The organism is Zoogloea oryzae, from assembly GCF_030161255.1.
Lineage (GTDB): Bacteria > Pseudomonadota > Gammaproteobacteria > Burkholderiales > Rhodocyclaceae > Zoogloea > Zoogloea oryzae.
Genome location: NZ_BSPX01000078.1, coordinates 1 through 20053, shown reverse-complemented (window position 1 = coordinate 20053; position 20053 = coordinate 1). Strand labels below are relative to the sequence as shown.

Genomic DNA, 20053 nt, shown 5'->3' with positions numbered 1-20053 from the left:
GGCGGCGGGCGCGGGGGCCGCGACGGGGGCCGGCGGCGGCGGGGTGACCTTGCGTTCGGCCGAGAAGCCTTCGTTGCCGAGCACCGCCAGGCCGGCGCGGCGGGCGCCTTCGTAGAGGTGTTCGGGCAGGTGGCGCACGCCCACCGGCTGGAGCTGGTAGCGGCGCAGCAGGCTCAGAAGGCCGGTCCAGTCGATGCGGTCGGGATCGGCGGCGAGCTGGCCCAGATCGAGGATCGCCGGTTCGCCGGCGAAGAAGTCGGGCATGCCGCCGAGCATCATGTGCAGGGCGTCGGCGAGGCGCACCGGGTCCGTGTCACGGACGTAGGCGGTCATCACTGCCAGGCTGGCGCCTTTGAACTCGATCAGTTTGCCCTGCAGGGATGATGCTTCGGCCATGGATTTTGGGTGCGGATGCGCGGACTAAAACCGCCCAAGTCTACTTTTGACACAGGTTTAGGGCAAGTCCGCCGGGCCGCGGGCCCGGAATCAATGCAGGGTGCGGGGTTCGGCGGGCTCCTCGGCGAACAGCGCGGCAACATCTTCGGCGTCGAGACGGTATTCGTGGTTGGAAAGGTCGTCGTGGATCAGCACCACGCCGTGGTCGGCGAGCACCGCGTCGAGCTCGGCCCGGCCGAGGGAGCGCAGCATCGAGCGCACCTTCTCCCAGTCGAGCGGCCAGTGGTGGGTGACCTCGCGCGCTTCGAACAGGCGCACGGTTTCCTGGTGGAACAGGCGGGTGAGGATTTCCTCGGGCGCGAGGCCCAGCAGCTCGTCCGGGCGCAGGGTGGCGGCGAGGCGGGTGACGCGGTCCCAGCCGTCCGGGTCTCTGTTGTCGGCGTCGGGCAGCTTCTGCAGGAAGAGGCACGCGGCGCGGTTGCCGGAGCAGGCGGTGTGGAGCACCGCGGGCTGCTGTTCGGACTGGGTGAGGTAGTGCTCGAAGATCGCGGCGATGGTGTCGCCTTCGATGGGCACGTAGCTCTGGTAGGGGTGGCGCAGTTCGGGCATGTCGAGGGACAGCAGGAGCTGGCCGTCGCCGATCAGCTCGCCGACGCCGGCCTTGCTGGCGGCCTCGTCGGACGACTTGGCGTGCCCGCGCAGGTTGAGGGCTTCGGTGATGTCCACCACCAGCAGATTGACCGGGCCGTGGCCCTGCAGCTGCATGGTGAGCCGGCCGGGCTGCTTGAGGTTGCCGCCGATCACGCAGCCGATGGCGCTCATCTCGCCGAGCAGGTCGCGCACGGCGGTGGGGTAGTCGCGGTTGATCTGCATGGCCTGCCACACGTCGTCGAGCAGGACGATGGCGCCGCGGATGTCGAGGTCGTCGAGGAGGAAGCGCTGGACGTAGCTGGTGGGTTCGCTCATTCGGGGGCTCCGGCGGGGGTGACGAGGCTGGCGTAGAGGGCGGGGTCGAAGCCGACCAGGAGCTGGCCGCCGGCGGTTTCGAGCACCGGGCGGCGGATCAGGCTGGGGTTGGCCTGCATCAGCTGCACGGCGGCGCTCTGGGTGTCGATTGCCTGCTGCTCGGGGGTGAGCTTGCGCCAGGTGGTGCCGCGGGTGTTGATGAGGGTCTTCCAGCCGATGGCCTTGCTCCAGGCGTGGAGCCGGCCGGAGTCGATGCCGGATTTCTTGTAATCGTGGAAGTGGTAGCTCACGCCGTGCTCGTCGAGCCAGGCGAGGGCCTTCTTCATGGTGTCGCAGTTCTTGATGCCGTAGCAGGTGACGGCGTGGGCCGTCGGGGCGCGGTTGTCTTGCATGTCGGGGAAACGCGGAGTTCGGGCCGTCTGGCCGCTGTGGCCCCGTAGTTTAAGCGACAGGCCGGCTGTGCCCCAAGCCTTGGCCCGATCTGGCGTGGGGCGGCGCCCGCTTCATTCCATGAAGTGCTGCCGCACGAAATCGCGGAACAGGCGCAGGGCCGGGGCTTCGGTGCGGCCGGCGAGGGTGACGAGCGCGTAGTGGCCGAGGCGTTCGGCGTGGGGCTGGATCCGGATCTCGCGCACCCGGCCGGCGGCGATGCGCGCCCGGGCGCAGGCGAAGATGCCGAAGAACACGGTGTCGGTGGCTTCGACCAGATCGAGCAGGCTGTGGATGTCCTCGCTCGCCACGGTGACGAGGCGCGCCGGATGGGCGTCGGGGCCAAGCTGGTCCACCAGCAGTCGGGCGAGCTCGTCGCTGAGGGGCGTGGAGGCGACCGGAAACGCGCGCAGGGCGTCGAGGGTGATCGGCGCCTGCCCGTCCAGCGGATGGCCCACGCGGCACAGGAAGCCGCCCCGCAGGCGCCCGGCGGGCTCGATGGTCAGATCGTCGGCGGGCGTGAGGGCGCGCTGGTCGACGATGGCGATGTCGATGGCCTCGTTACGCAGGGCCTGCACCAGCAGATCCACCGCGCCGCGGGCGATGCGCACCTGCAGCCGGGGGTGATCGCAGGTCATCCGGGCGAGGAAGGGCTGCATCAGGATGGCCGCCGGCGTGGGGCCGAAGCCGACTGCGATGCTGCCCAGGTCGGCGCGCTTGAGGAGTTCGACGCTGCGGGTGAGCTCCTTCATCTCGGCCACGATGCGCCGGGCCCGCTCGACCACCAGCGCGCCGTAGGCAGTCGGGGCGTTGCGTCGGCCCTGGCGGTCGATCAGGCGCACGCCGAGCTCCTGCTCCAGCGCCTGGAGGCTGCGGCTCAGGGCCGGCTGGGTGATGCACAGGGCGTCGGCGGCCTTGCGGAAGGATTGGTGCTCGGCAACGGCGATCAGGTGGCGCAGGTGATGGAGATCCATTGATTACCTTCAGGCATCAAGTTGCAAATTATTTTGCATTGGACGCATCGTAACGCGGTTTCTACCATGGGGTATCGCCACCCCCACAAGAGGCCGGATGCCACGGCAACCGGCCCGACCCCACGGAGACTACCGATGAACTTCCCGACCCGCGCCCTGGCGCTTGCAGGCGCGCTGCTTGCCGCCTACAGCCCCGCTCACGCCCTCGACGCCGCCCGTATGGCCGACGTGGAGGCCCGCGTGGCCGCCGTCGAGCCGCGCCTGATTGGCTGGCGCCGGGACATCCACGCCCACCCGGAGCTCTCCAACCAGGAGACCCGCACCGCCGCGCTGGTGGCGGCGCACCTGCGCAAGCTCGGGCTGGAGGTGACGACCGGCGTCGGCGGCACCGGTGTCGTCGGGCTGCTCAAGGGCGGTCGGCCGGGCAAGGTGGTCGCCCTGCGCGCCGACATGGACGCGCTGCCGGTGAAGGAGCTGGTCGATCTGCCCTTCGCGTCTAAAGCCAGGGGCCGCCACATGGGCCAGGAGGTGGACGTGATGCACGCCTGCGGCCACGACGCCCACACCGCGATTCTGATGGCCACCGCCGAGGTGCTGGTGGGGATGCGTGACCAGCTGGCCGGCAGCGTGAAGTTCGTCTTCCAGCCCGCCGAGGAAGGCCCGTCCGAGGCCGGCCACGGCGAGCACACCGCCATCGGCGCCCGGGCGATGATCGACGCCGGCGTGCTGGACAAGCCGAAGGTGGATGCGATCTTCGGCCTCCACATGATCCCCTTCCTGCCGGTGGGCACCATCGGCTACCGTTCCGGGGCGATCCTCGCGTCGGGCGATTCGTTCTCGATCAAGGTGAATGGCCGCCAGACCCACGGCGGCTTTCCGTGGAACGGCATCGACCCGGTGGTCAGTAGCGCGCAGATCGTGCTGGGCCTGCAGACCATCGTCAGCCGCCAGCTCAACATCGCCCGCGAGCCGGCGGTGATCTCGATTGGTTCGATCCACGGCGGCAACCGCGACAACATCGTGCCGGACCGCGTGGAGATGCTCGGCACCCTGCGCGCCTTCGACGACGGGATGCGCGACGAGGCCCGCCGGCGCATGCGCACCACCGCCGAATCCATCGCGGCGGCGAGCGGTGCGACGGCGGAACTGACTTTCCTGCAGCCCAGCTATTCCACCACGGTGAACGACGCGGCCCTCACCGACCGCATGCTGCCGACGATGCAGCAGGTCACCGGCGGCAAAGCGGTGCTGGCGCCCAAGCTGGGTGCGTACGAGGACTTCTCGGAATACCAGAAGCAGGTGCCGGGCGTGTTTTTCTTCCTGGGCTCCACCGACCCGAAGCGCGACCCGAAGACCGCCGCACCCAACCATTCGCCGCGCTTCGAGATCGACGAAGCCTCGCTGGTCGTGGGCGCCCGGGCGATGAGCGCGCTGGCGCTGGATTACCTCGCCACGCCCTGAGCCAGTTTCAGGTTGAGTCTCACGCCGCCGCCCGCAGCAGGCGCAGGCAGGGCAGCGAGGCGGCCAGATCCACGGCCCTGAAGTCGTCGTGGTTGGCGAGCCGCGGGTTGGCGCCGCGTTCCAGCAACAGCTTCACCAGATCGGGCTTGCTGTTGGAGGCCACGTACATCAGGCAGGTGGCGCCGCTGTCGTTCTGGCGGTCGATGTCGATGCCGGCCTGGACCAGCCGGTCGATGATCGCGTGGCTGCCGTTGTAGCAGGCCAGCCAAAGCGCGTTGCAGCCGTCGGCGTTGGCGACGGAGACATCCACGCCCCAGGTGAGGAGCTCATCCACCACGTCGAGCCGGCCTTCCTTGGCGGCGCGCATCAGCGGCGTGAAGCGCCGGTCCGGCTGCAGGGCCGAAGGCTGGGCGGGGTCGAAGCCGTGGGTGGCGAAGAATTCGGCAAGGGCTGGGGTCATGAATCTTCCTGTTGGCGTTGGGGATAAGGTGGGCCGGTCTCGATGCGCGCATCCGTCACCGGCGTGCCCACGGTGAAGTGATAGACGCTCTGCCAGCGGGTGCCGGCGAGGCCGAAGGCCTGATGCACCGGCTCGTCGAAGAAGCAGCCGATGCCGGTGCCGCGCACGCCGGCGGCTTCGGCTTCGAGGTACAGCACCTGGCCGACGATGCCGGCCTCGCGGAGCAGGCTGCGGTAGGCGTGTCCCTCGCTGCCCAGGCGGGCGAAATCCGCCACCATGCCCAGCGAGAAGGCGCTGGTGGAGGCGATGTCCTGGTGGCACGACAGGGATCGGGCGAGGCGCTGGACTTCCTGCAGCCCCAGCGCCGCCAGCTGGACAAGGCCCAGGTGGGCCGGGCAGTCCGGGGCGAAGTCCGCCGCCGGGCGGGGCGTGCCGATGTCGCAGGGAATCGCCGCATCCGGCGTGCGGGGCAGCAGGTAGAGGCCGGTCGGCAGGCCTTCCACGCGCATCACGAAGAGCAGCAGGTGGATTGCCGGGTCGGCCTCCTGGGCCGTGAAGGGCGCCCGCGGCCGGGGCAGCAGGGCGTCGAGCATGCGGTAGAAATCCGCCCGGGGCAGCGTGTGCCGTGGGTCGAAGCGCTGGCCGCTGCGGCGCTGGCGGATGATCTGCGCGGCGCCGCTGGCGGTGGCGTGGGGCGGCAGCGCCGGCAGGCGCGGAAACACCGGGTGCAGCGCAGGCAGCGCATCTGCAGGGCGGCGGCTGAAGCGGGCCGCCTTGTCGACGATCGGCCAGCGGTAGCCCGGCGACGGGTCGATGGCGCTGGGGCTGCCGTGCCAACTGGCGGGGGCGATCCAGTCCAGCAGCGCCGGCCCGGCGGGCGGTGCGTGGATGCCCGGCGCGCGAATCGCCAGCAGGATCTCGGGCTCCTCATCCTCGGTGAAGGAGAAGCGCCCGGTGGGGAAGTCTTCCTCCCGATCCAGCCCCATCAGTCCGGCGAGGGTGCCCGAGGGCAGGGTGAGCGGCGCCACCTCCCAACCCAGCAGCGCGGCGGCGTAGGCCAGCGCCGCCACCGCGTGGCCTACGTCCAGCTGGCAGTAGCGGAAGGCCCGCTCGCCGTATTTCCAGGCTTCGCGCCACATCACGCTGGAGAGCCCCACTGCCAGCCAGTGGCTGCCGTCCGCCTCAACGAGAGCGCGGCCCTCCAACGCGTGCGCCTCCGGATCGTAGTGATGCAGCCCGTCGGCCACGCCCGGCACGCCGGTGGCCAGCACGTAGGCTTCGACCGGATGCAGGTTGCCCGATGATGGATTGCAGCGCAGCGCCCAGCGGTTGGGGCCCCAGCTCTTCCAGGCGGAGAGCCCGAAGGCCAGCTCCAGTAGCGCACCGAGGCTGGTCGCGTCCGCCGGGATGGGCGTTGCCGGCGGCACATCCAGATCGCCGAAGGGCCGCTCGAAGCGGTCGGCGGCCAGGGGCAGCAGCGCTACCGGCGCACCGGCGTAGTGCCGGAAGGCGGCGGGCTGGGCGTCCCAGTCGAGCTGACCGGGGCCTTCGGCGAAGGCCTCGAAACGGTGGCGGGTGCGGGCGTGGTAGGCGGCGAGCGGGTTGTCGGGGGCGACGGGGTTTTGTGGGATATCCGACACGATTGGCGTTTCCGGTGGGTTTGAGCTTCTTTTAGCAAAGGCCATGCCTGCGAGAAATCAAGCAGTTAGCGACGCGCGGGCGCTGGCGCGCGGCTGGCACCATCTCTGCATGGGGAAGGGGAAAACACCCACAACACCCAACAACCCCCACTTCGCAGAGACCCAACCATGGATACCAGAACCAAGCCCCCGGTGACCCGGGAAGCCGCCCTGCGCATCGCCCTGGCGGCCCGGGCCATGCCCAACGCGTCCTTGTCGAGCCTGATCGAGCTGCTGCAGCGCCGGCTGGGTGACGAGATCGACGAGGAGATGCTCCGTCAGGTGACGGTGACAATGCTCAAGACCGGCTTCGCCAGCGCGGATGGCGAGGAGGACGGCGAAGACATCGGGATCGGTCTTGAAGCCATGAAGCTGGCGGTGCGCATCCTGTGGGGCGACACCCAGGGCGACGACTCGCTGCCCAAGATCCAGCCCTACGACGAGGGCGACATGCCCGGCTCGGTGCGGGTGGCGGTGGCTTCGGACAAGGGCGACACGCTCTCCGGCCACTTCGGTTCGTGCCTGCGCTTTCTGGTGTATCAGGTGTCGCCCGACGAGATCCGCCTGGTGGACATCCGCGACACGATGGACGCCGACCTCGCCGAGGACAAGAACCTGTGGCGCGCCCAGCTCATCGGCGATTGCCACGTGTGCTACGTGGTGTCGATTGGCGGCCCGGCGGCGGCCAAGGTGATCCGCGCCGACATCTACCCCATCAAGATCGCCGACGGCGGCCCGGCGCTGGAGATCGTCTCGCAGTTTCAGAAGGCGATGGTCGATTCGCCCCCGCCCTGGCTGCTCAAGGTGCTGGGCGTGGCGGCGGAAAAGCGCCTCAAGAACTACAGCGCCCAGGAAGAGGAATGAGGCTCCCGGCGCTTTGCGGCACCGGCCGGGCGTTTGCCCGGCCAGCAGCCTCGGCCCTACACCCGCGCCATCTGGGCCGGCGACAGCCCCACCTGGGTGGTGAGCGTGCCTTCGTCGCCGTTCCACCACAGGGCCACCCAGGCGGTGCCGTCCGGGTCGATGCGTTCGACCTCGCAGACGGCGCCGACCATGTCCTCGAACATGATCAGTTCGTCCTCGTCCAGATCGGGGTCGAGGGTGATGTCGAGGACGCGGACCGGATCGCCGATGGCGACGGGCGTGCCCTTGTGGTCGATGGTGGTGGCTGGCATGGCTGGCTCCGTGGGGTTGGCTTGAATGTGCCCGGTCGTGTCGGCAAACCGACAGCCGCCGGGGTTTTGAACGGTGGCGTGCAACAGGCGTGCCACCCCGTCTGATCGAAGCTCGGGAGCGAACATGAACAAGATTGGCCTTTTCTTCGGCACCGAAACCGGCACCACCCGCCTGGTGGCCAAGAAGCTGCACAAGAAGATCGGCGAGGACGTCTGCGACAAGCCGATCAACGTCAACCGCATCACCCCGGCCGAGATGCTGCAGTACGACGCGCTGATCCTCGGCACGCCCAGCTACGGCGAAGGCGAGATCCCCGGCAACGGCATCTCCGGCTGCTTCGAGCCCAACTGGGCTGAGTTTTTCGCCAAATTTGATGCCGCGCCCGACCTCACCGGCAAGCGCATCGCCTTCTTCGGCTTGGGAGCACAGGAGCGTTACTCAGAGCGCTTCTGCAGCTCGCTGTTCGCGCTCTACAAGGTCTTCAAGGATTGGGGCGCCGAGATCGTCGGCGACTGGCCGACCGATGGCTACACCTTCGCCCACTCGGCGGCGGTGGTAGACGGGCGCTTCGTCGGCCTCGTCATCGACCAGCGCACGCAAGGCATGTTCACCGACGAACGCATCGACACCTGGCTGGCGCAGGTCAAGCCCCTGCTGCTGGAGAAGACCACCGCCGCCGCCTGAGCGCCGCCGCGCCCTGTAGGTCGGACTTCAGTCCGACAAGAGCGCCCCCGAACTGGCCGTGTTGTCGGACTGAAGTCCGACCTACAGACCGACCTACAGGGCGACCTGGCCTTTGCTTTCCAACGATTACCAATGAACTCGCAAGAGGAACCCCCCATGACCTACCACTGCATCCCCGCCGCCGACGCCGCCGCGCTGATCCGCAGCGAGCCGGGGGTGGCGCTGTTCGACGTGCGCGACCTGGCGAGCTACCAGCGCGGCCACATCGACGGCGCCGCCCACCTGGCCGAAGACCGCTTCTTTGCCTGGACGCGCCGCCTCGACAAGGCCGCGCCGGTGCTCATCTACTGCTACCACGGCAACGCCAGCAAGACCTACGCCCAGATGTTTGCCGACTTCCACTTTACCCGGGTGTTCAGCATCGACGGTGGTTACCCGGCGCTGGAGATGGCCTTCGCCGCGACCGAGGCATGAGCATGGATAGCGTGGCCGCCTGGGTGGCTGCCCATCCCCTCACGCCCAGCGACGTGGATTGCGCCACTACGGTGATGCTCAAGATCCTCGACGGCAAATGCAAGATGAGCGAGACCGACAAGGTGGTGATGGCCGCCCTCTACGACGCCGTGAAGCACCGCCCCGGCCAGCGCTTTGGCGACGAACTGCACGCGCTCATCGCCCAGGCCCGCGCCCCCGGCGGCGAGGCGCTGCGGGATTTCATCTACGAAAAACGCGTGCTCGCCGAAACCACGCTGTCGCGCCCCGTGATGAAGGCCTTCAAGGCCATGATCCGGGCCGAAGGCCTGTTCGCCGGGCTCGAAGAAGAGGACGCCGACGCATGAAACTGCAGATCGAACAGGCCCACATCGAAGCCATGATGGCCGCCTTCCCCCGGCTGGAACACCTGCGCGAACAGCTCCGCTTCGGGCATCGGGTGGAGATCCCCTTCCACACCCTCGAAGCGCCCGAGCTCGATCTGCTCGAAGCGCGCCTTGCCGCCGGCGATGCCGAATCCCGCGCCCGCGCCGCCCAGATCGCCACCCTGCGCCACGCGCTGGCAGGCGGCGGCCGACGCTTCGAGCCCGAAGAGCTGGAGATGGCCGTGCCCGCCATCGCCCGCTACCTGGCCGAAGACGCCAGCCGCGGCTGGGTGTTCTCGGCCGGCATCAACGGCAAGCCGCTCGCCTACGTGGTCACGCGGCTGGATTTCACCCCGCCTTCCGAAGAAGAGAGCGGCAAGATCTTCGTGGAGTTCAAGGCCAACTCCCGCGCCCGCCTGGCCGCCACCACCCTGCGCATCACCGGGCCGGACATCGCCGGGCGCACCATCGCCGAAGTCTTCGCCGCCAAGGGCTACGTGAAGGAAACCCCCGCGCTCCTCGCCAGCTACGACGAGATGGCCGCCCGCTACTTTGACTGGCGCGGGCAGTACGGTGCGCAGTTCTCCGGCACCGGCGTGGGCTGGTTTGCCGAGAACCCCACCGCCACGCACCGGGACACCGACTACTCCCGCAAGGACCAGATCATCCTGTCATCCACCGGCTCGCCCGCGCGGCTGGTGAACGACGAGAGCATCCTCGGCGAACGGGTGCTGGCGCTGGACGCCACCGGCGACATTCTCGCCAAGTTCGTCCGCCGGGTGATGCGCGGCGCGCGCCTGTCGGGCAAGGAAGAAGCCGAGGTCGAAGACGCCCAGGCCAGCATCGGCAAGGGCTTGTTCACCGAGCTGCCGGTGCATTTCTACATCCTGATGTTCCACCTGGACCTGCACCACTACGTGTGGGTGCATGTGGAAGACATGCAACCCTACGCCTACCAGCCCGCGCTCAAGGACAAGCTGGTGCTGCCCCCCGAGCAGACCGACCTCATCGACATCCTCACCGCCGAGATGGACGTGCTGATGGACGACATCGTGGCCGGCAAGAGCGGCGGCACCACCGTGCTGTGCGCCGGCCCCCCGGGCGTGGGCAAGACGCTCACCGCCGAGGTGTATTCCGAAATCATCCGCCGGCCGCTCTACCGCGTGCACTCCGGCCAGCTCGGCCTCAACGTGGCCGCGATGGAAACCGTGCTCAAGGACGTCCTCACCCGCGCCCAGCGCTGGGGCGCCGTGATGCTCATCGACGAAGCCGACGTCTACATCAAGCGCCGCGACGACAACATCACCATGAACGCCGTCGTCGGCGTCTTCCTGCGCGTGCTCGAATACTTCAACGGCCTGCTCTTCCTCACCACCAACCGCGTGGACGACATCGACGAAGCCATCGTCTCCCGCTGCATCGCCCTCATCCGCTTCCACCCGCCCAGCCGCGAAGACCGCCGCAAGATCTGGGGCGTGATGGCCGAGCAGTTTGGACTGCAGATCGCACCGGAATTGCTGGAGCGCCTACCGGACATCTTCCCGCAGGCATCAGGGCGCGACATCAAGGGGCTGGCGAAGCTGGTGGGGAAATACTGCAGCCAGAAGGGGGTTGAGGCGGAGGAGGGGGTGTTTCGAAGGTGCGCGGTGTTCAGGGCGATGGAGGTGGGGTAGGCCAGCCGTCGAGGGTACTTGCCGGCACGCGCTGGACAGGGGAGAGTGAGGGATGTACATTTTTGCGTACAACTCCGGAGCCAACAAATGGACGCCATCTCTTACTCTGCCGCCCGCGCCAACCTCGCCACCACGATGGACCGCGTGTGCAACGACCACGAACCCCTCATCATCACCCGCGGCGGCCAGCAATCGGTGGTGATGCTCTCGCTGGAAGACTTCAAGGCCCTTGAAGAAACCGCCTATTTGCTGCGCAGCCCCGCAAACGCCAGACGCCTGCTGGCCGCAACCGAGCAACTCAACGCCGGGCAAGGAAGTGAACGAAAGCTGGCCGAATGAGACTGATCTTTGCCGACGCCGCCTGGGAGGATTACCTCTTCTGGCAGCAGCAGGACAAACGGATGGTGGAGCGCATCAACAAGCTCATCAAGGAAACCCAGCGCGAACCCTTTGCCGGCATCGGCAAGCCGGAGCCCTTGAAACACGCGCTGGCCGGCTACTGGTCCCGACGGATCACCGACGAGCACCGGATGGTTTACAAAGTGGATGGGGATGCGCTGCTGATTGCGCAGTTGAGGTATCACTACTGAGCCGGTCCTGAAATATTCAACTTTCCGAACCGAGCCGCCTGCCAAGCGATCATAACGCCAAAGTTAAGCGGCGCCGTAAGGAGCGCAGCGACTGAAGGCAACCAACAAGGGCCAAGACAAAGGCGAAGCCTTGGCCCTTGTTGGCGTCCGCTTGAACGCCCAGTTAGGCGCTGGATTTTGAGCTTTGGTGTTTCGCTTCATTGTTGGCTCCGCGCTGAGCGTAAGGGAGACAAACTGTCTCAGAAAATGTCGCCCGTTCATGTGTCGCTTATTGAATTGGATGCATTTCCGGGTACACCCAGTCCCAGCGCGCAATTGGACTTTTGTTGCCGGCATCATCCTCAGGAAAAATCTCTGCAGCGTAGTACGTTTCGACTTGCTCTAGATTTGTATGTAGTCTTTGTATGAACAGGGGGCTGAGCGAAAACTCATATTCGGTGCCTACAACGTCGAAGACCTCAGGTGACTCGATCAATATGGAGACCCGGTAGGAGCCCGGCTTCCACGGAAAATCATGCCGAATGAATGAATAGACGTCACTCATCTCTTGTGCCTGTAAGAAGCTCCGATCAAGCGCACTTGTCTTCCGTAGATGCACAAGGCGCCTTACTGCTACAGCGTCGTATTCAGCCAGCTTGGCTGTGAATTCTGGGTTTTGAAATCTGATGAAGCGCTCTTCAACTGATGACTGTGGCACCTTTAATGCCAACACGCCAGACTCTCGCTCAAATGGCGCAGAGCCCACTTGCGGGTAGCTAATGCGACCCATGTGTTGAACAATTCCTTGCCACGCTAAGGAGATTTGTTCGCCTGATTCGTGAGTTACGTGAATGCGAACCCCAGTGATGACCAGATCCCGATTGGTGACGGCAAACGCAAGCTTCATGTTTAGAATTGGGCCCTTTGTAGTGAATCCAATTTCTGGCGCTGGCTGCGTGAAGACCTGCAATTTCGGTTTGCGAAGCCAGGCGCGAATACCACCAAAGATTGGTGGGAGCCAAGCAAGAGCACCGACGATAGCGGCCCAATCCGTGAGATTCATTGGTTCTCCGTTGATATGCTTGAAGAATAGTAAAGGCTTTGCTTAGTGGGGGCCTAATGTTCGAGCTAAGCCGCCTGCCGGAGCGCGTCGGCGATTGAGCGAGGGGTCAGGCATGCTGGCGCAGCACATGTGGCTTCAGCTCAGCCTCGATCTCACTCACTGCCAAGTCCAACCGAGCCTTGAACTCATCAGGATACTTGCCGTGCTGCGAGTAGAGAACCATTCGTCTCGCCTTCGCCTCGCTCGGGTCGTCCGGACCTGCGCCCCCAGTCGGATTTCTCTGCTCGAGATGATCTTCGATCGACCACAAAAGCTCGGACACGAGCTTGGTGATGGGTTCGACCTTGGCGCGAGTAGATGGCCCCCATACCGCCTCTACTTCCAGCATATGCGACTCCAACTTGGCAACGGCTTCAGCCAATGGCTTCCATCGACGTTGGTACTCTTGGGCAAGCGAGTGCCATTCCTTCTGCCGGGCGTCTAGTCCCTTCAGTTTCTCGGCAGGCAGGTCAGGCTCTTGCGAGTACCGCATGAACGGGTGCCGAACGGCAGCAATTGCTGAGCGGACCGCGTAGCAGCTTACAAGAACGTTCTTGGCAAGCGCGTACTCAGTGTTTCCTTCCAACTGCCTTCTCCATGTGCTTAAGCCACGCAGGCCGACATACGCCGCAACGAGTCCGGTAGCTGTTACAACGGCGTCCTTTAGCAGGGGTAGGTACTGAGCGAGACAGGACAACGAGGGTGGCATAGCAGGCCTAACGTAGAGGTGAGCGACCTGCGCGGCTTCTTGCGCAGGTCCGCTCGACCGAAAGGTTAAAGGGCAAGTTCTTTGGAAACGCCATCGCGCTTGAGGAAGTGAGGCGTTATCGATGAGTATGCCCTATTCTGTAATACTCTTTCCCGCAGTTAGGACAACTGTATCCCGCGACGGGACTGTCGTAGAAGTAACAGGTTTGTCCTGCCGAGCCGCCTGAGCAGTAGCCGAAGACGTGATGACATGCCTCACACTGAAATGGAAGCTGGACCACGGTTGGGGGCGGCTGCGTTACGATTCCGTGACCAACGATCTCGATAAAAAATCTTTCCCATTCTCGAGCCTCGGCGCGATTAGCAAGTAGGTGAATTGAGTGGTTCATGGGCTCTGCGCATACGCAAAGCCCCTCCCGGCTCTTCATAACGTAGCCGTTGCCCATTCCTGGCACGTTGCCCATCGGATGGGCCTGAATATGAAAGTCCGCCGCGTCATCAGCGTTATTGGTTAGGAGAATTATTCTGCCTGGGTCACTCAAGTTGCATTGCCAATACCAATCGGCAGGCGCTGTGAATCCGGGGCTGAATTGGGTCTTTATCCTGTACCCACCGTGCGGCGACGGCAACACGGTCCACTCATGCGGGTCTGTACCGTATTCAGGTTTTGTGGCTCCGAACATCGCGTGCGAGGGATAGATGAAGTAGCCCTAAAACGTCCGAATGCGAACGCTTCCTACAAACCCGCTAACAGGCAATAACTCGTCCATTGAATCACCTTTCATTCGTCATGTTCGTAATGTCTATCTTCTTTATGGCACAAAAGTCCGTCATGCTTCCATCGGCAGCGCGAATCCTTACGTAGCTCGTAGACCAACTTGCTGAATGAACTATGCGAGCCGAGCATTGAGTCGCTGAACTGTTTAGGACAGATGCTGCGATCGCAACACTACTTTGCTTTCCAGCCTCATCGACTCCATAGCTTTCGATGTCGGAAACCTAGGCTGGTGTCTTAAGCCCGAAACAAGAAATTCGAACAACGCTCCTATTGCCTGGGGACAACGTGTTTTCGTACTCGGCTGCAATTACCACTTTTTTCTCCTCATAAAGAACAACGTCCCCATCCGCTCACTCTTGCCCTCTAACATTGGAGCTATGCGGACTGCCGCTTGCGGCAGGTCCGCTTGAGCGCAGTGTTAGACGGGGGGTAACTACGGCAGCACCCCATGTTGAGGCCGGTGCGGCGGAGCACGCCGGACCGATAGAGAAAACTGTGTGTAGCGCGAGCTGGCACCTGGCTCCTATGGCGCTCGGCGAGGCGACGAAGCCGACGCGATGTACAAAACGTGCCGGCACCGGTTGCCGAAGCCGCGATGGTTGCCGCGAGTGACGACGGAAGATGAAGTCGACTGTTCATGAGCGATCCGAACCGCCTAACGCCCAAGGTAAGCGGCGCCGGAGCACCGAAGGTGCGTAGGGCACCAACAAGGGCCATGAAAATGCCGAAGGCATGGCCCTTGTTGGCGTCCGCTTGACTGCCCAGTTAGGCCACATTTGCGCTTGTTCTGTTGCATGTAATTCTGCGTCGAGAGCCTTCTTAGAAGACGCTTTTAATTATTGAGTTGACTCCACAAATAAGTTCCTCAACTTGCTCATCGGTGGGCTCCGTGGATTTCTGATGGCTGCAAATGTTTCGTATATCCGCCAATAACTGAATTTTTCGCCAAGTAGGTTGCTCGTATACGCCCTTACTCTTCAGCGGGTCGTTGAGATCGGCGATTGTCGGGTTCTTTTTGCCGATGCTGATGCCATGGTTCTCTGCGGCTCGTTGCAGGTGGCGTTCTAGGACTACTCCGGCAAGCGCTCCCGCAGCTCTTTTGCTTATTTTCTTGAGTTGTATTGCTGCAATTAGCTCTGAGTCTTGCAGTTCGGCAAATAGATGCCCAGTCACGTCTTGCAGTACCGAGTCAATTCGCGATGTTAGTGCGGATAAGATTTGCACTTGATTTAGTACGCGAACGCCTACTAAGTTGTTGATGTCCCATAAAGGCTTTTTATAGATATCAAGCCTTGCGCCAATTCCCTTGATGTAATCTTGAATGGCGTAATTTCCCGCATCCGCTGTTTTTCTCTTTGGGTCGATTAGGTAGTACCCAGAAAATTCCTGAAGTCGCTCGGGTGCTAGGGCCTCAACAATCTTGTAGGCCTTCGAGTACCACTTCTGATAAACGGTTCCGAAATCCAGGATGTCCTTGTTGTCTCGGCTCAGGTCGAGCAGCTTTTGTTGTTGCTCAAGCAGCCAGTCCAGTTCTGCTTTGATTTTTTCGGAGGTGCTCATATGTCTCTTTGTGTGGGGCCTAACGCCTGAATTAAGCCGCGCCGCGAGGCGGCGTCGGCTTGAATGAATTGTTAGACCCTGCTGCCGCAAGATGACGCTCCCGCAGGAAAAGAAAAAGCGGCAATGCCAATGAGGGGCCAACCATGAGACAGGACAATGGAAGCCACAGTCGACGCATTGCAAGCTTGCGTCCCTCCGCGAGCACGAATAGGGCGACAGTGATACCCGAAATGAGGACGTCCGCCCATGCGAATGCGGCGATGTGGCTTGAGGTGGCAAGTTGCAACAGGAGCGGCACATTGAGGCCGTGCGCGGAAAGCCACGGAACAAATTGAGAGAGAGGCAAGGCAGTGCCAGCGATACAGAGAAGAATGTAGACGATCCGCATGTTGTCTCCTATGGGGCCTAACGTTGTAGGTAAGGGGCGGCCCGCTTGCGGGACGTCCCAGCAGCCGAAGGCTGCGCCTTGACCGGGATGTTAGAGAGCTTTTGCATGCGCTGATGCCAAGCGTTTACTGGAAACGGGTAATTGAACCGAATGGCCCGGAGCTCTTGGGGAAGTTCTACACCTCTTGCGATTAGCTCAGAAGCTAGACGAAAGCGTAGCTGGCGAAAACGTTGAGAGATTGCCGGTACCCTAGAGTTGCGCTCAACGCCACACGCATTGACAAACAACCGAGCAAGTTGCGATGAGTCCATGCGCGCCCAGAAATAGCGCCTGAACTTCGAGCTAAACGAACGGTGCGGCCTTTGCTGGTGCATCTGCTCTCTAACGTGAAGTAGACGACAAATGTCGCGTGCAGCAGGGTAGACGACTGTCGTCTAACCTGTGAATTTCTTCTAACCGACTGTTTTCAATTAAGTAGTGCTGAATCAATTGCGTCACGCCGTCGCCTATCATCTTTAGACCGCTCGCTGCGGTAACAGCGAGGCCCCGCCCCCACCCCTGCCCCTGCCCCTGCCCCTGCAGCGGGCGACGTTGTTCAGTCTTGCGCCCATTGTTGTATGCCGTGGCAATTTACTGCGTGCCGCGTCAGCCCGCAAGCATGGTGTTGGTCTGCTGAAGCCGTGCGTGCAGTCGCGCCTGCCCGGCTTGGCGGGCTCGGTGACGTTGTGGGAGCGGGCGCCCTTGTTGATGGGGGCGCGAAGGGGATGTTGCCGGGGCGATCACTCGGTGCTTGCCGCTGTGCTGATGCTGGATGCGTCAGTGTTCATGTTGCAGTCGCCAACCCTCATGTTGACCTGCGCAACCTTTCTGTTGACGACGCTAACCCTTATGTTGACGGCCCAATGCTTCATGTTGGTGCGTCAACTGTTTATGTTGACGATCGAAACCCTTAGTTTGCGACGTCAACAAAAGGGTTAGCGCGGTGCGCTGTTTATGTTGGCGGCCCAACATAAGGGTTTGGCGAGCCGATTGTTGATGTTGGGCGTGCAACATCGTCGTTGCAGGCGTGCACATCATGGTTTGCGGCGCAGATTGACGCGTCGCACGCGCCGGGTGCTTTCCGCGGCGGGCTGGGATTGAGGTCTGGGGCTGGCGGGGGCGGGTTCGGTGGGGCGAAGAAGGGTGGCGGTGGCGCGGGTGGGGGGCTTCAGGCGCGCGACGGCCCTGGGCGGGCTTGCGATGGGGGTGTTGCGTCGGCGAGAGGGGGCGCCGGTGGGGGAGGGTGTCGGACTGAAGTCCGACCTACAGGGGGAGTGTTGCGGAGGAGGCTGGTTGAAGCGCTGCGGGCCGGTTTTGGCCGGCCCGCGGGGTGATTTACTTCTTCAGTGCCTTCGCAAATGCGCTGGCAAGCGACCCGGCCATGGCCGGTTCGCGGTTCTGTTTGGCAACCGCGGCGCGTTGGTTGCCGCGGGGGGCGTCGCGGCGTTCGCCAGCGGGGCGGCTGGTGGTGCCGGGCTGGTCGCCCATGCGCATGGTGAGGGCGATGCGCTTGCGGGGGAGGTCGACCTCCAGCACCTTCACCTTCACCACCTGGCCGGCCTTGACCACGCTGTGGGGGTCTTTCACGAAGCGGTCGGAGAGGGCCGAGACGTGTACGAGGCCGTCCTGGTGCACGCCGATGTCCACGAAGGCGCCAAAGTTGGTGACGTTGGTGACGACGCCTTCGAGGATCATGCCTTCGGCGAGATCCTTCAGCTCTTCCACGCCTTCCTTGAAGCTGGCGGTCTTGAACTCGGGGCGCGGATCGCGGCCGGGCTTGTCGAGTTCCTTCAGGATGTCCTGCACGGTGGGCAGGCCGAAGCGCTCGTCGGCGTAGCGCTCGGGCTTGAGCTGGCCGATGGCGCGGGAATCGCCCAGCAGTTCGCGCACGCCCTTCTGGATGTCGGCGAGGATGCGTTCGACGACCGGGTAGGCTTCGGGGTGGACGGCCGAGGCATCGAGCGGGTTGGTGCCGTTGGTGATGCGCAGGAAGCCGGCGGCCTGTTCGAAGGTCTTGGGCCCGAGGCGCGGCACTTCGAGCAGCGCGGCGCGGCTGGGGAAGGGGCCGTTGGCGTCGCGGTGGGCGACGATGTTGGCGGCGAGGGTGGGGTTGAGGCCGGAGATGCGGGTGAGCAGCGCGGCCGAGGCCATGTTCACGTCCACGCCCACGGCGTTCACGCAGTCTTCCACCACCGAATCCAGCGCGCGGGCGAGGCGGGTCTGGTTAACGTCGTGCTGGTACTGGCCGACGCCGATGGATTTGGGATCGATCTTGACCAGCTCGGCCAGCGGGTCTTGCAGGCGGCGGGCGATGGAGACGGCGCCGCGCAGGCTCACGTCGAGATCCGGGAACTCCTTGGCGGCGAGCTCGGATGCGGAATACACCGAGGCGCCGGCTTCCGACACGACGATCTTGGTCATGTGCAGCTCGGGGCGCAGCTTGATGAGGTCGGCGGCGAGCTTGTCGGTCTCGCGGCTGGCGGTGCCGTTGCCGATGGCGATGAGCGATACCTTGTGCTTCTCGCACAGCTTGGCCAGTGCGTGCAGGCTGCCGTCCCAGTCGCGGCGGGGTTCGTGGGGGTAGATCACGCCGGTGTCGAGGAGCTTGCCGGTCTGGTCCACCACCGCCACCTTCACACCGGTGCGCAGGCCGGGGTCGAGGCCCAGGGTGGCGCGGGGGCCGGCAGGGGCGGCCAGCAGCAGATCCTTCAGGTTGCGGCCGAACACGCGGATGGCTTCTTCTTCGGCCTGCTCGCGCAGGTTGCCCAGGAGTTCGAGCTCCAGGTGCAGGGAAATCTTGACGCTCCAGGCCCAGCGCACGGTTTCGCGCAGCCAAAAATCCGCCGGGCGGCCCTGATCCTTGATGCCGAAGCGGCCGGCGATGCGGGCTTCGCAGGGGTTGGGGCCGGGGGCGGAACCGTCGGTGGGGTCGGAGTCCAGCGCCAGCTGCAGGCGCAGGAAACCTTCGTTGCGGCCGCGGAAGAGGGCCAGCGCCCGGTGCGACGGCACGGTGGAGATGGCCTCGCGGAAGTCGAACCAGTCGCGGAACTTGGCGGCGTTGGGGTCGTTCTCCTTGTCGGCGATGACGGTGGAGGCCACGACGCCGTGATCGGCGAGATATTCGCGGAGCGTGCCCAGCAGCTCGGCGTCTTCGGCGAAGCGCTCCATCAAAATCTGACGGGCGCCGTCGAGCACCGCGCGGGTGTCGGCAAAACCGGCTTCCGCGTTGATGTAATTGGCAGCTTCGGTTTCCGGCGTGAGGGTCGGGTCGGCCAGCAGGCCGAGGGCCAGCGGCTCGATGCCGGCTTCGCGGGCGATCTGGGCCTTGGTGCGGCGCTTCTGCTTGAAGGGGAGGTAAAGATCTTCGAGGCGCTGCTTGGTTTCGGCGTTCTCGATGGCGTCACGCAGGGCCGGGTCGAGCTTGCCCTGCTCGTCGATGCTCGCGATCACCGCGGCGCGGCGCTCTTCCAGCTCGCGCAGGTAGCCCAGGCGCTCTTCGAGGTTGCGCAGCTGGGTGTCGTCCAGGCCGCCGGTGACTTCTTTCCGGTAGCGGGCCACGAAGGGCACGGTCGCGCCTTCGTCAAGAAGCTGGACCGCCGCAGAAACCTGGCGGGGTTGTACACCTAACTCGGCGGCAATGCGTTGTTCGATCGGCAGAAGCATGGACGGTTGCTGGCGTGGAAAAAGGGCGCATGGTGCAGAAACCCGGCCGCCGCCGCAAGCCCGTCGCCCGACAACTTTCCGGTAGAATTCGCCGATTATTCGTGCCGTGGGCACTCCCCACCCGTGCACGCCCCGCCGGCCGTCTGTTTCGACGTGCCCGGCCTCGCAGGAGATACACACCCAATGAACCCCCTATTCGCTACGCTGGCAGCGGTGGCGTTCGGTCTGATGGTGGTCGGAAGCGATGCTTCCGCCGCGCCGCAGCCCGCGCACCCGGCCAAGGCCGCAAAGCCTGCCGCGTCCAAGCCGGCCCCCAAGCCGGTCGCCCAGAAACCCGTTGCACAGAAGCCTGCTGGCAAGCCGGTGGCCCAGAAGGCCAAGCCGGCGCCCAAGGCTGTTGCAGCCCGCGCACCGGCCGCCAAGCCGGTGGTGACCAAGGCGGCGCCGCCCGCCCGCGGTGGTCGCGCCGCGCCGGTGGTTGCCGCCAAGAC

General features: G+C 64.4%; 20 protein-coding genes and 1 pseudogene. 9 read left to right on the top strand and 12 right to left on the bottom strand.

Going from position 1 to position 20053, the window contains the following annotated elements:
• From QQK25_RS19185 to QQK25_RS19170, 4 genes are all read right to left on the bottom strand, one after another.
• Window positions 1–396 (bottom strand): septum site-determining protein MinC (locus QQK25_RS19185; protein WP_498027236.1); only part of this gene is annotated, 396 nt, incomplete at its 3' end.
• A 90-nt stretch (window positions 397–486) separates the two neighbouring features.
• Window positions 487–1362 (bottom strand): Hsp33 family molecular chaperone HslO, encoded by an 876-nt coding sequence (gene hslO, locus QQK25_RS19180; protein WP_284189392.1) that lies wholly within the window; start codon window positions 1360–1362, stop codon window positions 487–489.
• Window positions 1359–1754: an ArsC family reductase gene (locus tag QQK25_RS19175; RefSeq protein ID WP_284189391.1), complete on the bottom strand. Its 396-nt coding sequence runs from the start codon at window positions 1752–1754 to the stop codon at window positions 1359–1361. The genes hslO and QQK25_RS19175 overlap by 4 nt, the downstream gene beginning before the upstream one ends.
• A gap of 111 nt (window positions 1755–1865) precedes the next feature.
• Window positions 1866–2765, bottom strand: coding sequence for a LysR family transcriptional regulator (locus QQK25_RS19170; protein ID WP_284189390.1), 900 nt, complete (start codon window positions 2763–2765; stop codon window positions 1866–1868).
• A gap of 135 nt (window positions 2766–2900) precedes the next feature.
• Here QQK25_RS19170 and QQK25_RS19165 point away from each other — a divergent pair, with 135 nt between their 5' ends.
• Window positions 2901–4226 carry an amidohydrolase gene (locus QQK25_RS19165; protein WP_284189389.1) on the top strand — a complete coding sequence of 442 codons (1326 nt, stop codon included), beginning with the start codon at window positions 2901–2903 and terminating at the stop codon, window positions 4224–4226.
• Between the two features lie 19 nt (window positions 4227–4245).
• On the opposite strand, the gene QQK25_RS19160 is transcribed toward QQK25_RS19165, so the two are convergent.
• Together QQK25_RS19160 and QQK25_RS19155 are read right to left on the bottom strand one after the other, a co-directional pair.
• Window positions 4246–4686, bottom strand: a complete 441-nt coding sequence (locus tag QQK25_RS19160) for an ankyrin repeat domain-containing protein (RefSeq protein ID WP_284189388.1) — start codon at window positions 4684–4686, stop codon at window positions 4246–4248.
• Window positions 4683–6326: a SagB/ThcOx family dehydrogenase gene (locus QQK25_RS19155; protein WP_284189387.1), complete on the bottom strand. Its 1644-nt coding sequence runs from the start codon at window positions 6324–6326 to the stop codon at window positions 4683–4685. The genes QQK25_RS19160 and QQK25_RS19155 overlap by 4 nt, the downstream gene beginning before the upstream one ends.
• Window positions 6327–6494: 168 nt before the next feature.
• Between QQK25_RS19155 and QQK25_RS19150 the strand changes: the two genes are divergently transcribed.
• Entirely contained in the window at window positions 6495–7229 is a 735-nt protein-coding gene (locus tag QQK25_RS19150; protein ID WP_284189386.1) for a dinitrogenase iron-molybdenum cofactor biosynthesis protein, read from the top strand.
• Between the two features lie 56 nt (window positions 7230–7285).
• Here the strand turns inward: QQK25_RS19150 and QQK25_RS19145 are convergent, their stop codons facing one another.
• Window positions 7286–7540 carry a hypothetical protein gene (locus tag QQK25_RS19145; protein ID WP_284189385.1) on the bottom strand — a complete coding sequence of 85 codons (255 nt, stop codon included), beginning with the start codon at window positions 7538–7540 and terminating at the stop codon, window positions 7286–7288.
• Between the two features lie 124 nt (window positions 7541–7664).
• On the opposite strand from QQK25_RS19145, the gene QQK25_RS19140 reads away from it, so the two are divergent.
• From QQK25_RS19140 to QQK25_RS19115, 6 genes are all read left to right on the top strand, one after another.
• Window positions 7665–8225 (top strand): flavodoxin, encoded by a 561-nt coding sequence (locus QQK25_RS19140; RefSeq protein ID WP_284189384.1) that lies wholly within the window; start codon window positions 7665–7667, stop codon window positions 8223–8225.
• Window positions 8226–8381: 156 nt separating this feature from the next.
• The gene (locus QQK25_RS19135; protein WP_284189383.1) at window positions 8382–8699 is read left to right on the top strand and encodes a thiosulfate sulfurtransferase GlpE; all 318 of its coding nucleotides are present in this window, start codon (window positions 8382–8384) and stop codon (window positions 8697–8699) included.
• Window positions 8696–9064 (top strand): hypothetical protein, encoded by a 369-nt coding sequence (locus tag QQK25_RS19130; RefSeq protein WP_284189382.1) that lies wholly within the window; start codon window positions 8696–8698, stop codon window positions 9062–9064. Before QQK25_RS19135 ends, QQK25_RS19130 begins: the two co-directional genes overlap by 4 nt.
• Window positions 9061–10755, top strand: a complete 1695-nt coding sequence (locus tag QQK25_RS19125) for an AAA family ATPase (protein ID WP_284189381.1) — start codon at window positions 9061–9063, stop codon at window positions 10753–10755. The genes QQK25_RS19130 and QQK25_RS19125 overlap by 4 nt, the downstream gene beginning before the upstream one ends.
• Window positions 10756–10842: 87 nt before the next feature.
• Complete coding sequence (locus QQK25_RS19120; protein ID WP_284189380.1) at window positions 10843–11094, top strand: type II toxin-antitoxin system Phd/YefM family antitoxin; 252 nt, start codon at window positions 10843–10845, stop codon at window positions 11092–11094.
• Window positions 11091–11345, top strand: coding sequence for a Txe/YoeB family addiction module toxin (locus tag QQK25_RS19115; RefSeq protein ID WP_284189379.1), 255 nt, complete (start codon window positions 11091–11093; stop codon window positions 11343–11345). The genes QQK25_RS19120 and QQK25_RS19115 overlap by 4 nt, the downstream gene beginning before the upstream one ends.
• Window positions 11346–11613: 268 nt before the next feature.
• On the opposite strand, the gene QQK25_RS19110 is transcribed toward QQK25_RS19115, so the two are convergent.
• The 5 genes from QQK25_RS19110 to QQK25_RS19090 all read right to left on the bottom strand — a co-directional run bounded on the left by QQK25_RS19110 (window position 11614) and on the right by QQK25_RS19090 (window position 19562).
• Window positions 11614–12387: a hypothetical protein gene (locus tag QQK25_RS19110; protein ID WP_284189378.1), complete on the bottom strand. Its 774-nt coding sequence runs from the start codon at window positions 12385–12387 to the stop codon at window positions 11614–11616.
• Between the two features lie 106 nt (window positions 12388–12493).
• Window positions 12494–13012, bottom strand: a complete 519-nt coding sequence (locus QQK25_RS19105) for a hypothetical protein (RefSeq protein ID WP_284189377.1) — start codon at window positions 13010–13012, stop codon at window positions 12494–12496.
• A gap of 1719 nt (window positions 13013–14731) precedes the next feature.
• The gene (locus QQK25_RS19100) at window positions 14732–15472 is read right to left on the bottom strand and encodes a hypothetical protein (RefSeq protein WP_284189376.1); all 741 of its coding nucleotides are present in this window, start codon (window positions 15470–15472) and stop codon (window positions 14732–14734) included.
• A 31-nt stretch (window positions 15473–15503) separates the two neighbouring features.
• Window positions 15504–15860, bottom strand: a complete 357-nt coding sequence (locus QQK25_RS19095; RefSeq protein WP_284189375.1) for a DUF2834 domain-containing protein — start codon at window positions 15858–15860, stop codon at window positions 15504–15506.
• 1374 nt (window positions 15861–17234) lie between these two features.
• Window positions 17235–19562 (bottom strand): Tex family protein, encoded by a 2328-nt coding sequence (locus QQK25_RS19090; RefSeq protein WP_284189374.1) that lies wholly within the window; start codon window positions 19560–19562, stop codon window positions 17235–17237.
• A gap of 183 nt (window positions 19563–19745) precedes the next feature.
• Between QQK25_RS19090 and QQK25_RS19085 the strand changes: the two are divergent.
• Window positions 19746–20053 (top strand): annotated as a pseudogene (locus QQK25_RS19085) (hypothetical protein); the annotation flags it as partial.

What these genes read in the sequence shown, in the direction of transcription:
- QQK25_RS19135 (WP_284189383.1), top strand. Translation starts at nt 8,382, where the DNA reads ATGACCTACCACTGCATCCCCGCCGCCGACGCCGCCGCGCTGATCCGC.
- QQK25_RS19125 (WP_284189381.1), top strand. Translation starts at nt 9,061, where the DNA reads ATGAAACTGCAGATCGAACAGGCCCACATCGAAGCCATGATGGCCGCC.
- QQK25_RS19145 (WP_284189385.1), bottom strand. Translation starts at nt 7,540, where the DNA reads ATGCCAGCCACCACCATCGACCACAAGGGCACGCCCGTCGCCATCGGC.
- QQK25_RS19100 (WP_284189376.1), bottom strand. Translation starts at nt 15,472, where the DNA reads ATGAGCACCTCCGAAAAAATCAAAGCAGAACTGGACTGGCTGCTTGAG.
- QQK25_RS19090 (WP_284189374.1), bottom strand. Translation starts at nt 19,562, where the DNA reads ATGCTTCTGCCGATCGAACAACGCATTGCCGCCGAGTTAGGTGTACAA.
- QQK25_RS19110 (WP_284189378.1), bottom strand. Translation starts at nt 12,387, where the DNA reads ATGAATCTCACGGATTGGGCCGCTATCGTCGGTGCTCTTGCTTGGCTC.
- QQK25_RS19160 (WP_284189388.1), bottom strand. Translation starts at nt 4,686, where the DNA reads ATGACCCCAGCCCTTGCCGAATTCTTCGCCACCCACGGCTTCGACCCC.
- QQK25_RS19140 (WP_284189384.1), top strand. Translation starts at nt 7,665, where the DNA reads ATGAACAAGATTGGCCTTTTCTTCGGCACCGAAACCGGCACCACCCGC.
- QQK25_RS19130 (WP_284189382.1), top strand. Translation starts at nt 8,696, where the DNA reads ATGAGCATGGATAGCGTGGCCGCCTGGGTGGCTGCCCATCCCCTCACG.
- QQK25_RS19165 (WP_284189389.1), top strand. Translation starts at nt 2,901, where the DNA reads ATGAACTTCCCGACCCGCGCCCTGGCGCTTGCAGGCGCGCTGCTTGCC.
- hslO (WP_284189392.1), bottom strand. Translation starts at nt 1,362, where the DNA reads ATGAGCGAACCCACCAGCTACGTCCAGCGCTTCCTCCTCGACGACCTC.
- QQK25_RS19095 (WP_284189375.1), bottom strand. Translation starts at nt 15,860, where the DNA reads ATGCGGATCGTCTACATTCTTCTCTGTATCGCTGGCACTGCCTTGCCT.
- QQK25_RS19120 (WP_284189380.1), top strand. Translation starts at nt 10,843, where the DNA reads ATGGACGCCATCTCTTACTCTGCCGCCCGCGCCAACCTCGCCACCACG.
- QQK25_RS19115 (WP_284189379.1), top strand. Translation starts at nt 11,091, where the DNA reads ATGAGACTGATCTTTGCCGACGCCGCCTGGGAGGATTACCTCTTCTGG.
- QQK25_RS19175 (WP_284189391.1), bottom strand. Translation starts at nt 1,754, where the DNA reads ATGCAAGACAACCGCGCCCCGACGGCCCACGCCGTCACCTGCTACGGC.
- QQK25_RS19150 (WP_284189386.1), top strand. Translation starts at nt 6,495, where the DNA reads ATGGATACCAGAACCAAGCCCCCGGTGACCCGGGAAGCCGCCCTGCGC.
- QQK25_RS19170 (WP_284189390.1), bottom strand. Translation starts at nt 2,765, where the DNA reads ATGGATCTCCATCACCTGCGCCACCTGATCGCCGTTGCCGAGCACCAA.